13 protein-coding genes are annotated in these 12839 nt (G+C 41.4%); 3 read left to right on the top strand and 10 right to left on the bottom strand.

Annotated elements, in window-relative coordinates; all coding sequences use genetic code 11:
• The first annotated feature begins 49 nt into the window (after positions 1–49).
• On the top strand, positions 50–1147 hold the full coding sequence (gene dprA, locus QWZ01_RS11550) for a DNA-processing protein DprA (protein WP_290323482.1): 1098 nt from the start codon (positions 50–52) through the stop codon (positions 1145–1147).
• A 296-nt stretch (positions 1148–1443) separates the two neighbouring features.
• Here dprA and QWZ01_RS11545 read toward each other — a convergent pair whose 3' ends face one another.
• The 7 genes from QWZ01_RS11545 to sppA all read right to left on the bottom strand — a co-directional run bounded on the left by QWZ01_RS11545 (position 1444) and on the right by sppA (position 8871).
• Positions 1444–1920, bottom strand: coding sequence for a SixA phosphatase family protein (locus QWZ01_RS11545; protein ID WP_290323481.1), 477 nt, complete (start codon positions 1918–1920; stop codon positions 1444–1446).
• A gap of 78 nt (positions 1921–1998) precedes the next feature.
• On the bottom strand, positions 1999–2964 hold the full coding sequence (locus QWZ01_RS11540) for a glycosyltransferase family 9 protein (protein WP_290323480.1): 966 nt from the start codon (positions 2962–2964) through the stop codon (positions 1999–2001).
• Positions 2965–2975: 11 nt separating this feature from the next.
• Positions 2976–3479, bottom strand: coding sequence for a D-glycero-beta-D-manno-heptose 1-phosphate adenylyltransferase (gene rfaE2, locus QWZ01_RS11535; RefSeq protein WP_290323479.1), 504 nt, complete (start codon positions 3477–3479; stop codon positions 2976–2978).
• Positions 3480–3507: 28 nt separating this feature from the next.
• On the bottom strand, positions 3508–4065 hold the full coding sequence (locus tag QWZ01_RS11530; protein WP_290323478.1) for a D-sedoheptulose 7-phosphate isomerase: 558 nt from the start codon (positions 4063–4065) through the stop codon (positions 3508–3510).
• Positions 4066–4137: 72 nt separating this feature from the next.
• Positions 4138–5115 (bottom strand): D-glycero-beta-D-manno-heptose-7-phosphate kinase, encoded by a 978-nt coding sequence (gene rfaE1, locus QWZ01_RS11525; RefSeq protein ID WP_290323477.1) that lies wholly within the window; start codon positions 5113–5115, stop codon positions 4138–4140.
• Between the two features lie 80 nt (positions 5116–5195).
• Positions 5196–6881, bottom strand: a complete 1686-nt coding sequence (locus QWZ01_RS11520) for a DNA polymerase/3'-5' exonuclease PolX (RefSeq protein ID WP_290323476.1) — start codon at positions 6879–6881, stop codon at positions 5196–5198.
• A 208-nt stretch (positions 6882–7089) separates the two neighbouring features.
• On the bottom strand, positions 7090–8871 hold the full coding sequence (gene sppA / locus QWZ01_RS11515; protein ID WP_290323475.1) for a signal peptide peptidase SppA: 1782 nt from the start codon (positions 8869–8871) through the stop codon (positions 7090–7092).
• A gap of 86 nt (positions 8872–8957) precedes the next feature.
• On the opposite strand from sppA, the gene folK reads away from it, so the two are divergent.
• Positions 8958–9437: a 2-amino-4-hydroxy-6-hydroxymethyldihydropteridine diphosphokinase gene (folK, locus tag QWZ01_RS11510; protein ID WP_290323474.1), complete on the top strand. Its 480-nt coding sequence runs from the start codon at positions 8958–8960 to the stop codon at positions 9435–9437.
• A 26-nt stretch (positions 9438–9463) separates the two neighbouring features.
• Entirely contained in the window at positions 9464–9841 is a 378-nt protein-coding gene (locus tag QWZ01_RS11505; RefSeq protein WP_290323473.1) for an Hpt domain-containing protein, read from the top strand.
• Positions 9842–9989: 148 nt separating this feature from the next.
• Here the strand turns inward: QWZ01_RS11505 and purS are convergent, their stop codons facing one another.
• The 3 genes from purS to rho form a co-directional block, all read right to left on the bottom strand.
• Entirely contained in the window at positions 9990–10247 is a 258-nt protein-coding gene (gene purS, locus QWZ01_RS11500) for a phosphoribosylformylglycinamidine synthase subunit PurS (protein WP_290323472.1), read from the bottom strand.
• Positions 10228–10950, bottom strand: a complete 723-nt coding sequence (locus QWZ01_RS11495) for a CDP-alcohol phosphatidyltransferase family protein (protein ID WP_290323471.1) — start codon at positions 10948–10950, stop codon at positions 10228–10230. The genes purS and QWZ01_RS11495 overlap by 20 nt, the downstream gene beginning before the upstream one ends.
• A gap of 170 nt (positions 10951–11120) precedes the next feature.
• Positions 11121–12752, bottom strand: a complete 1632-nt coding sequence (gene rho / locus QWZ01_RS11490) for a transcription termination factor Rho (RefSeq protein WP_290323470.1) — start codon at positions 12750–12752, stop codon at positions 11121–11123.
• Positions 12753–12839: the final 87 nt, after the last annotated feature.

Raw genomic sequence — 12839 nt, 5'->3', positions numbered from 1 at the left:
AGTAAGGATAACAGCGAACCTGTTATTCAAGCGCACATCTAAACTTTATATGTCACTACACCATCAAGTAGCCTTATCATTTGTTAAAAATCTGGGGCCGGTATTGGCCAAATCTCTTATCGCGTACCTTGGAAATGAAGAGGAGGTTTTTAAAACCTCACCATCCAAAATGGTTAAAATACCCGGCATAGGTGATAAGCGTGCCACCAGCTGGGACTTTACTGATGCCCTGAATAAAGCTGAGAAGGAGCTGATCTTTATTGAAAAAAACGGAATAGAAACCATCTTTTATACCGATAGTAAGTATCCAAAAAGGCTAAAGAACTGTACCGATTCGCCTATATTATTATACGCGAAAGGCAAAATGGACCTTAATCCGCCGCATATTATAAGTATAGTGGGCACGCGAAACGCTACCGATTATGGTAAGCAGCTATGCAGGCAGCTTATTGAGGAGTTGCAGCAATACAATGTGTTAATTGTGAGTGGTTTAGCTTTGGGTATAGACGTGGCTGCTCATAAAGAATGTGTTCGACTGAATATGCCAACTGTTGGCGTACTTGGGCATGGGCTGGACAGGCTTTATCCCAACCAAAACAGGGGAACCGCCGATAAAATGCTGGAAAACGGTGGCCTGCTGACCGAGTATCCATCCGGAACCAACCCCGACAGGGAAAACTTTCCGCAGCGTAACCGTATTGTAGCAGGTATTGCTGATGCTACTATTGTGGTTGAAGCAGGTATAAAAGGTGGCGCGTTAATAACAGCCGAAATTGCCAACTCCTATAACCGGGATGTGTTTGCCTTTCCGGGTAGGTTGGGTGATGATTATTCTGAAGGTTGTAACTTTCTGATCCGCAACCATAAAGCGGGTTTACTTACCTGTGTGGCCGATCTGGCTTTTAGTCTTGGCTGGGAGAAGCCTGATCTGGCTAAACCTGTGGAGCAATTTGTTTTACCATTAGATTTATCAGCAGATGAAAGGCTGATATTTGATATTTTGCAACAGCATAAAATGCCTTTGGCTATAGATGATTTAACCATTAAAGCCAATATGCCCACCAGTTTGCTGGCCATGAACCTACTTAATATGGAGATGCAGGGCTATATCCGCTCTATGCCTGGTAAAACTTATAAAGTCAGTTAGGGGTGGAGTGGTATGTGGTGAGTAGTCAGTAGTCAGTTGTGAGTTGTGAGTGGTGAGTGGTGAGTGGTGAGTGGTGAGTAGAATTATGTTAAATAGAAATGCGATTGCCACGCTTCGCCCGCAATAACAAAAATTTAGATTCTTAGCTTGACATGCTAAAAAAGCAAGGGTCTATTTGAGATCATTATAAGTAGTATACAAGTATTCTAACTACTTCATTGCGATCAGCATGACAAATTCTATGAAGATAAACAGTGAAAAATCCTGTAAATCTCTTAGTAATCCCTAAATCATTTTTACCCTTTTGGCGAATCATAAAAAGACAGATGACCATCTTCGCTGGTGATGGTGCGCCAGTCGTCATTATCAAAAGTAATAAGGGCTACAGCACAGGTTGGCACTTCACGAAGCTGACCTGTAAGGTAATACAACAACTCGCTGATACCAGGATTGTGACCCACTAAAGCTATATAATCATACTCATTAGGCAGGTTATTGATCACATTAACCAGGGTAAGCTGGCTGGCCTCATATATTTTAGGCTCGGTAGCGGATGGGGGTAAGTGCAGATGTTCGACAAATATTTGGGCCGTAGTTAAGGTGCGCAGCGCCGGGCTGGTTACAAAGTATTCAGGAATAATTGATCTGTCTTTTATAATATCGGCCATAAACAGAGCATCTTTCATCCCGGATTGTTTTAATGGCCGGTCGAAATCGGCGTAACCGCTTTCATGGGTTGCTTTGGCGTGGCGAATTAGTAGTAGCTTTTTCATATGATTGTGGATAAGTTCAGGCTTAGTAACGGACTTCAATATAGGAGTAAGGGATCAAAAATTCAATAAGCTATACGGTTACTTATTTGAAAAATCAATAATATTACCCTCTGGCATATCATTCATACATTTAAAATGCCCGAGAGGACATTTTTCTAAACCAAATTTTGAGCAGGGCCGGCATGAAATATCAACACCCACAACCAATACATCCTTAACCATATAGGGTTGTACGCCAAGTAACCCGGGCACTGTACCACCCCAAACAGATGCAATGGGTTTATTAAACGCCTCCGCAATATGGGTGAGGCCGGTATCAAAACCAATGATGCTTTTTGCCTGTGATACCAGGAAAACTGATTCATCAAGCGAAGTAATACCGCAGGCATTATATATTTTATCGCCAATTTCGGCAGCTATGGTATTGCCATTTTCCTTCACATCATTGCCTCCCAGTAGTACAACGGGGAGGTTAAGCTTTTTGCAAATACTACTGATCTTGTAATTAGGCATGCGTTTGGTGAAGTGCGTTGCCCCAATTATAAAAGCCACATAACCATTTTGATGCGATGCGGGTAAAAGGTTGCTGAGTTTATGATTAGCCTTAATATAATAATCAATAGGTTGTCCGTCATTAACCACACCTAATGATTCAACGGCTTTCAAATACCGGTCGACAAGATGAGTAGGGGGGATCAATTTGAGCTTAAACTTTAAACTCAGCCATTTTTTTACGGGTTGTTTTTTATAGGTTGATGCCGGGATGCCGGTGCGCAGTTTAATAATGGCGGTACGCAGATTATTGTGCAAATCAACGATGTGATCATACTTTTCTGCCTTAATTTCATCAATGGTTTCCGATAATGTTGATCTCAACAATAACAGTTTATCAACGTATGGATTGTTATCGTATATGTATTTGAAAGCTGGTTTGGTTAAAAAATGCACTTCGGCTCCTGGAATCTGTTTTTTAAGGCAGCGTACAACGGGGGTGGTATAAATTATATCACCCATTGAGCTAAAGCGGATTACCAGTATCTTCATAGGGCTGTTTATCAGGTAATTTGCTTTCTGATCCTTTCAATGATAGAGGTAGATGAGTAGCCTTCTACAAAATTAATGGTTTTCACCTCGCCGCCATTGGCTATCACTTCTTTAGCTCCAACTATGTTCTCAACCGAATAATCAGCCCCTTTAACCAAAATATCAGGCAATAATGTGCTGATAAGGTTTAGCGGGGTATCTTCCTCAAAAACAACTAAGGCGTCAACAAAAAACAAGGCGGCAAGTATGGCTGCCCTGCTGCTTTGGTCATTAACCGGACGGCTCTCGCCTTTTATATGCTTAACGGAACTGTCTGCATTTAAACCAATGATGAGTTTATCGCCCAGTTCGGCAGCTTTGGCTAAGTAAGTGATATGGCCAATGTGCAGCAGATCAAAAACACCGTTGGTGAACACTACTTTTTTACCCTCGCGTTGCCAGTTTTGTACCTGTTTTTGCAGCGATGGCAGATCAGTTATTTTATTGACCAGTGTTTTTTCGAGATCAATTCGCATGATAATTGGTTTGCAGAAACGTTAAATATTAATCAAATACTTCATCAACAGCCTTACACATGATATGCCCAATGAGTATATGCATCTCCTGGATACGCGCCGTAGTATTTGAGGGGACAACAATGTTCAGATCACATAATCCGTTCATTTTACCTCCGGCATGGCCCGATAATCCGAGCGTTTTGCAGCCCAAGGTAGCGGCCGTTTCAAAGGCTTTTAAAATGCTTTCGCTGTTGCCGCTTGTTGAAATGCCAATAAACAGGTCGCCGGGTTTGGCATAGGCCTCTACCTGGCGGGCAAACACTCTGTTGTAATGATAATCGTTAGCAATGGCTGTAAGTGCCGAAGTATCAATGGTTAAGGCAATGCCTGGCAATGCCTGGCGTTCTTTTACAAACCTGCCTGTAAGCTCTGCTGCCAGGTGCTGGGCATCTGCCGCGCTGCCGCCGTTACCGGCAAACAGTACTTTGTTACCATTTTTTAGCGTTGTGATCATTAATTCACAAGCTTTTTCAATATCCTCGGTTAGGGTATCAATTACCAGCTGAAGCGTATCTTGATGATGTATTAATTCGTTTAAAACCATATTAGGTTGTACGTTTAGGGTTTAACGTGATACGTTTTGTACCCTTGATTTGTGTATTTGTATCTATAAAATTTAGCCACGTTCTATATCATTGATAATTTCATCAATGGTGGTAGTGGCACTGCCAACTTGCCTGATCACTATGGCAGCGGCATGGTTAGCCAGTTCGCAGGCTTCTTCAATAGTTAAACCGGCAGCTATAAAATAAGCCATCGTAGCCAGTACGGTATCGCCGGCACCGGTTACGTCAAAAACTTCGGTAGCTTTTACAGGCAACAGTTTATAAGAAGCCTCGCTCAGAATAACCATGCCTTCTTCCGATAAAGTTACTACCAGATATGCTGTGCCGGTTTGTTCAAAAATAGCTTTGGCTGCCTGCTGCAAGCTTTCAATTGAATTTATTTTTTCGGTTTTAGATGCATCGGCCAGTTCCTTACGGTTAGGTTTTATGATGTAAGCACCTTTGTATTTTTCATAGTTTAAACCCTTAGGGTCAATAATTACCTTTTTGCCTTGCTTATTGGCCTCAATAATAATTCTTTGCGTTAAGGATGGGGAGAATAACCCTTTGTTATAATCGGATAATACGATCATATCAGCCTTCTCCACATAACCTTTCAGGTGGTTCATCAGTTCATCGGCAATGCTATCTGATACAGCATCAGTGGTTTCCCGATCAATGCGCACCAATTGATGGCTGCCAGCCAAAACACGGGTTTTAATGGTGGTAGGGCGGGTTTCGTCGGTTATAATGGTGTGGGTTTCTACCCCTTCGGATGATAATATCTCCATAATTTGAGTACCGGCAGTATCGTTACCTATTAAGCCAGCTACAGTAACCTGGGCACCCAGGGTTACCAGGTTTTGAACCACATTGCCCGCGCCACCAAGTGTAACCGATTCGTTTTTAACGTTTACGATAGGTACGGGAGCCTCCGGCGATAAGCGTGATGCACTGCCTGTTATATAATGGTCAATCATCAGATCACCAATAACCAGAATTGTTGGTTTTTTATCTGATGACTGTATAGCGCGTATTTTATTTATCATTCTTGTTTAGTAGTTCACTAATACATTGGTTATCATGATTGATAATCCTTTGTTTTTAAGTCTTTTGTCTTTTCTCAAAATTAGGCCTTTACCGCCGCTCTCTTTTTTTCAAAAACCTGCGTAATTTCCTGTAACGATAACGCATTTAAACACATTTCCTTATAAAGACCGCCTTTTCGGGCGGCTAAAACACCGTAATGCATATCTAAAAAGCCTTCTACACGGTGAGCATCAGGATTAATGGATAGCCAAACACCCTTTTCTAAAGCATATTGGTGCCAGCGCCAATCAAGATCAAGCCTTAGCGGATTGGCATTAACTTCTATTACCACATTGTTGGCCGCGCAGGCATCAATCACTTTTTTATGGTTGATAGGATAACCGCCCCTGCTTAATAAGAGCCTGCCGGTTGGGTGGCCAAGTATGGTAGTATAAGGGTTTTCGATAGCTGTAATTAATCTTGATGTAGCTTTTTCCTCATCCATTTTTAAAATGGAGTGGACAGATGCTACTATAAAATCAAATTTTTGGAGTATCTCATCAGGGTAATCGAGCGAACCATCATATAAAATGTCCGACTCAATGCCTTTAAATATATGAAAGCCATCAAGTTTTTTGTTCAGGTGATCAATCTCTTCCTGTTGTTGCAATACACGTTCAATGCTCAAACCCTTGGCATAAAAAGCGCTTTTGCTATGATCACACATGCCCAGGTATTCCAGTTTCAGGTTGTCGCGGCAGTATAAGGCCATTTCTTCAACCGTGTTTACACCATCGCTCCAGGTGCTGTGATTGTGCAGGCTGCCTTTCAAATCATGCGTAGTGATGAGGGTAGGCAGCTGGTTATTTTCGGCTTTTTCAATAAAGATGGTGCCTTCGCGTAGTTCAGGTTGTATCCAAGCCAGGCCTGCTTTTTTATAGATGATTTCCTCACTTTCGGGCTGATCAAGCGGCGTATTGATACGCTCTAAAACAGCCTGAACATGATCGTCGGTACCGGTATTCAAGAACAGTTCTTTAAAATAATCGGCCTTGTCAACACAAATAATATCAACAAGCAGGCCATTTTGCAATTCGCCTGATACATGGTTTTCGTTCCTTGTTACATTAGTTAAAATTTTCGATTGCATAAGTGTGTTGTATGCCAATTCATGATCAACAGAGCCAACAACAATTACAATTTCGGTAATGATATCATTTAATCGTCTGAATTCACCTGCAAAATGCTTCAGCGCATCCGGAAAAATGGACTTTATTTCGTCCATCAATTCATTGGCTTCTTTTTCAACCTGGGCGTACAAAAACTTCCCATTGCTGGCCATCCTGAACTCAATAGCCTTGCGGATCTCTTCCTGGGTTTTTAAGCCGAAGCCTTTTGCTTCAATAAGACGGTTCTCGTTGCAGGCATAAAAAAGTTCGCCGGTGTTTTCAATACCTAATTCGCGCCAAATGATGGCTACTTTTTTAGGGCCGATACCCTTAATACCCATCATTTCAACCACACCTTCGGGGGTGTTGGCCAAAAGCTCGTCCATCTCGGCAATGGTGCCGGTTTCAAAAAGCTCAATGATTTTGCTGGCGATGCTTTTGCCCACGCCATCAACTTTCTCCAGCTCGGCCAGGGTTTTACCGGCTATAGGGAAGGGCAGTTTGTCAACCTTAAAGGCTGCATTGGCTACCGACTTTATTTTAAAGGGGTTAACCTCATGCAGTTCCATGAGTTGCGAGAATAAACGAAGTGTACGGGCTATGGGTTTATTTTCCATAATAATATTGAAGGCGTAAAAATACAAAAAGGCTTTGGAAAGATGCTGCTTTTTTAAGTGAGGGTGTGGGTTTTTGGTGCGGAGAAATTATTTGTAATTGTCTGAATCGGAATTGATAGAATTCAGGAATTTACAGAATTACATTTTACTCCAAAATGAAAAAAGCTGCCCATACAAGCAGCTTTTAATCAAAATATAATAGGAAAACTTATTTAATTACAATATCGTAAGGCAAACGGGTTTGTGGGGTACGCATCATTTGGGTTATACCTTTAAGTTGTTCGTAAACCCTGTAGTTATCACCCAGTTCAGATTTAAGCATCCGGGTGCGGGCCTCTACGGTGACGTCGCCGCTCAGTTGGTTCAGGAAGCTTTTTTGCTCGGGATATGATACCAGCTTGTAGTTTTTCACATTCGCTTTTTTAGCGGCTGATGCTATGGCATCATTGATGTTGCCCAGGCGATCAACCAAACCAATTTTAAGGGCCTGAGTGCCAGTCCAAACGCGGCCCTGGCCAATGCTGTCGATATATTTTTGTGTTTTATTACGGCCTTGTGCCACGGCTTTTGTAAAATCATCATAGCCATGATTTACGCTATTTTGCAGTATAAATCTTTCTTCAGGTGTTAACGGGCGACTAACATCACCCAGATCAGCGTATTTACCGGTTTTTACACCGTCGAAACTAACACCTAATTTATCATTAAATAATTTTTGTAGGTTGGGTAGTATAGCAAAGATGCCAATAGAGCCTGTGATGGTATTAGGTTCGGCTATGATAGAATCGGCAGCACATGAAATATAATAGCCACCTGATGCCGCAACATCGCCCATGGAAACGATAATAGGTTTTACTTTTTTGGTGAGCATCACTTCGCGCCAGATCACATCTGATGCCAGCGAACTGCCGCCCGGCGAGTTAACACGCAGTACCACAGCCTTTACCTTATCATCTAAACGCACTTTACGCAGGGCTTTTGAAATTCTTTCTGATCCGATGTTGTTATCATCACCTTCGCCGCCAGAAATTTCGCCCGAGGCATAAACAATAGCAATGCGATTTTTTGATGATGAGTTATCGTCGTCTTTATCGGGAGTGCTGTTGGTGTATTCGCCCAGTTCAACGCTGTGCAAATCACTTTTTAGCTCGGTATTGGTGCGTTTTTTTAACTCGTCGAGTATTTCATCTTTGTATTTCAGGCCATCAACCAGTTTTAATTTCAGCGCATCTTCCGGGAATTGAACACGCATTTGGTCGGCATAATTATATAAAGTATCCTTGTTGATACCGCGGCTTTTGCTGATACCGGTTAAAAAATGGTCATATAACGAACCCAGGTAGGAGGTAACCTGCAAGCGGTTTGCATCGCTCATTTTGGTTAATATCAATGGTTCAACAGCGCTTTTATAAGTGCCAACCTTTATAATTTGAGCTTCGATGCCCAGTTTGTCAAGTGCGCCTTTTAAAAAGGTGATCTGCGAGCTAAAGCCATGAAATTCAAACATGCCTTTAGGGTTAATGTACACTTTATCGGCTACGGATGCGAGGTAATAAAAGCCCTGGGTATAGATTTCGCCATAGGCAATCACAAATTTGCCTGATTTTTTAAAATCAATAAGCGCGTTTCGGATCTCCTCGGTAGTGGCCTGGCCCGATGTCATGTAGCTTTCATCCAGAAATATACCCTTGATGTTTCCGTCTGTTTTGGCCTTGCGAATATTGGCCAGGATATCATTTAACCCGGTTGATTTATCTTTATTTAATCCTAAAAAGTCTATTCCGGCAAGTGGGTTATTGGGAGTACGTTCGGTTATTGGTGTGGTAAAAGTCATGCGCAATACCGAGTTTGGTTCAACATCTACAGTTTTTTCGCTGCCTGCCGAAGAAATAAGGCCACCAATTATACCGGCTATTATGATCACTATAATAATGGCTGATATAATGATACCAACTACCGAGGCCAGAACGAATTTGAAGAATTGTTTCATTAATGTTATAAATCTTTTTAACTATGCAAACTTAGTAATTCAATACCGATATTGTTAAGAGCCCATTCTATAATATTTGTTACAACATGAATAACATTTTTTTACTCTTAGGCAGTAACCTTGGCAACAGGAAGGAGTATCTGCAACAGGCAGTTGAACAAATTGAGGCGCAGATTGCTCCGGTTATACATGCATCGTCGGTGTATGAAACGCAATCATGGGGAAAAACCGATGAGCCTGATTACCTTAACCAGGTGTTGGAATTACAAACCGAGCTACCCGCCCGAGAAGTGCTTGAGAAAATATTGGCTATTGAAAATTTGCTGGGACGTAAACGGGTAGAAAAATGGGGATCGCGGATTATTGATATTGACCTTTTGTTTTACGGTAATGCTATTATTAACGAGCCGGATTTAAAGGTTCCTCACCCCGAATTGCATAAAAGACGGTTTACGCTTGAGCCACTGGCCGAAATTGCAGCTGATTTTGTACATCCCCAATTAAATAAGCGTATTTTACAGCTGAAAAATGAACTTAACGATAGCTTGATCGTAAAAAAAGTATAATTTTATACATTATAATATATATACTTATGGCCGATATTTCGCCCGATCAGGATCTTGATCTTTCTTTTTTATATGAAATTGCCGATGGCAGCACCGAGTTTATTGTAGAATCTATTGATATGTTTCTGCAGCAAACTCCCCAGTTACTGGATGCCATTGATACGGCATTGGCTAATGGCAATTGGCAGGAGGCCTCGCAGGCTGCGCACAAATTAAAACCTAATTTAGGTTTTTTTGGTATGCCCATAAGTCAGGCAACCATTCAGGAAGTTGAAATTGAATGCAAAGCCGGCGCCCAGGATACCGCAGGGGTATTTGAAAAATTTAACCGCGTAAAAACAATGGTTAATGCTAACCTTATTACGCTCAAAAAAATAAAAGAAGAAAAAGAAGCAGAACTATAAGTGACCTAAAAGCCCAAGGCAGAAAGCTTAAAGCTAAAGCCATTAAATAAATTAGCTGCAATCAGATTGGTTGCAGCTAATTTATTATATAAGTAAGTTGTTTGATATTAAATTTTCGCTTTAAGCTTTTGGCATTCAGCTTTAGGCCTTACGCTACTTCCTGTAAAGTGAAGGTGTAGCTTTCCATGATCAGGTTGGCTAACAGGTTTTTGCAGGCTTGCTCTACCTTGGCGTGAGCGGTTTCGGCGTTATCAGCCTCAATTTCAAGTGTGATGTGTTTACCTATACGTACATTGTGTATTTCGGCTAAACCAAGATTTTTCATGCTTCCGGTTACTGCTTTTCCTTGTGGGTCAAGTATTTCTTTTTTGGGCATTACGTCAATTTCAGCCTGGAACTTTGTCATTTGTAATTTTTGTTTGAATTAGAGATAAGGTGATATATATAAATATAACCACCGGAACTGCCACAAATTTAAAAAATAGAATCAGTATTGCCGAAAACAACAGCAGTAAATAGCGGAAAATGTTTTTATTGAAGTCGCGGTTTTTAAATTTGAGCGACATAAGCGGTAATTCTGATACCAGTAACACGCACATTACGGCTATTAAACCTGTTAATACATAAGGGTTTAATATGTAATGGCCTAAAACTTCGTACTGCTCAATAATAAGTGGCAGCGATGCTATAAATATGGCATTGGCAGGGGTAGGCAGGCCTATAAAACTATCAGACTGCCGGGTATCATTATTGAATTTAGCCAAACGCAGGGCCGAAAATACGGTGATCAGGAAAGCCACGTAACATAAATACTGGCTTATCTCTCCTAATTGAGGGGCCTTTAAAAACAACTCATATAATATGGCCGAAGGTAAAAAGCCAAAGCTTACCATATCGGCAAGTGAATCAAGGTCTTTACCGATAAAAGAGTAGGAGTTGAGTACACGGGAAGCAAAACCGTCAAAAAAATCAAAGATGGCGGCCAAAAAAATGGCGTATGATGCTACCAGCAGGTTGTCCTGAAAAGCAAATACTATCCCTATACAGCCGCTAAACAGGTTAGCACAGGTAATGGCATTGGGTAGATGTTTCTTAACGCGCTTCTTCATCAGGCCATGAAGTTATCATGATTTTATTAAGTATTTATGAAGTTACAGATAATTTTTGAGAGTCAAGAATCAAGAGCTAAGACTCAAGAATCTAAAGCTTAGTTTATCTTGATTCCTGGCTCTTGATTCTAATATCTTATCAACTCTATAACTTCATAAATGCTAAAATATTACGAATTCATTGAAATCAGAAATTCTTCGTTGGTTTTTGTGCCTTTTATTTGGGCCTGTAAAAACTCCATTGATTCCTGAGAATTCATATCGGCTAAGTGATTGCGTAAGATCCAGATGCGTTGCAGCGTGTCGCGGTCAAGCAACAGGTCATCGCGGCGGGTGCTTGATGCAGTAATGTCAATAGCAGGGAATATACGTTTGTTTGAAAGTTTACGATCCAGTTGTAACTCCATGTTACCTGTACCTTTAAACTCTTCAAAAATAACCTCATCCATTTTTGATCCGGTTTCGGTTAATGCTGTAGCAATAATGGTTAATGAACCGCCATCCTCAATATTACGGGCGGCACCAAAAAAGCGTTTTGGTTTGTGCAGCGCGTTGGCATCAACACCCCCTGATAATATTTTACCTGATGCCGGTGCAACAGTATTATAAGCACGTGCCAGGCGGGTGATAGAATCTAACAAGATCACTACATCATGACCGCATTCTACCATACGTTTGGCTTTTTCCAAAACGATGTTGGCAATTTTTACGTGGCGCTCGGCAGGCTCATCAAAAGTTGATGATACAACTTCGGCACGTACGCTGCGGGCCATATCGGTTACCTCCTCAGGACGTTCGTCAATTAATAATATAATCAGGTAAACTTCCGGGTGATTTTTGGCTATGGCGTTGGCCACATCCTTTAATAACATGGTTTTACCTGTTTTGGGCTGGGCCACAATTAAACCACGCTGACCTTTACCAATTGGCGAAAACAGGTCCATGATACGGGTTGAATAGTTGCCCGCATCGGTAAACAAGCTTAGTTTTTCTGACGGGAAAAGCGGTGTTAAGTGGTCAAATGGTACACGGTCACGCACTTCGGCAGGTATACGGCCGTTAATGGCTTCTACACGCACCAAAGGGAAATATTTTTCGCCTTCTTTTGGCGGACGTATGCTGCCGCGAACGGTATCACCTGTTTTTAAACCAAATAGTTTTATCTGTGATTGTGATACGTAAATATCATCGGGCGAGGTAAGGTAATTATAATCTGATGAGCGTAAAAAACCATAACCATCAGGCATAATTTCTAATACACCTTCGTTTACAATTACGTTATCAAAATCAAGATTAATAGCTGGTTCCTGGTTTTTTTGCTGGTTAGGATTTTGGCCATTAGCGCGTCGGTCAAATTTTTGAGGACGGGCTTCAGCTACCGGCTCATCAACCCTTGGGGCTGTTTCGCCTTGTTGTACTGCAGCAGCTTCAGTTTCTGCTACGGCAACAGGAGCTTCGTTTTCAATATCTTCAGTTTCTGCCGGAGTATCTTCATCCTGCATATCAAACAGGTTGGTATCATCTAAAGGTACTTCAACACGTGGCTGGTTTTTGGTTTTTACAACACGGGTTCTTTTACGTGTTTTGTCAGCGGCTTCGGCCACCGGGGCATTGGTGGGAGTATAGTTTGATTCAACAATGTTTTGCTGGGCACGGGCAGCCTCAATAAGCTGTTGTTGTTCAACTATACGTGATATTAACTGTGGCTTTCTGAGTTCGTCGGCCTCGGCAATACCTAAATTTTTTGCAATCTCGCGCAACTCAGAAACGAGTTTGTCGTTCAATTCTATTTTATCAGACATGATATGAATTATAGTTCAAAAGGGATTTTTAATGTTGTAATTTGTTTTCTGACGGTAATAAGGCTTCTATGCTAATTTAAGCTGTTA

The organism is Mucilaginibacter aquaedulcis (assembly GCF_030409325.1).
Taxonomy (GTDB): Bacteria; Bacteroidota; Bacteroidia; order Sphingobacteriales; family Sphingobacteriaceae; genus Mucilaginibacter; species Mucilaginibacter aquaedulcis.
This window is presented reverse-complemented; position numbering and strand designations above follow the sequence as displayed.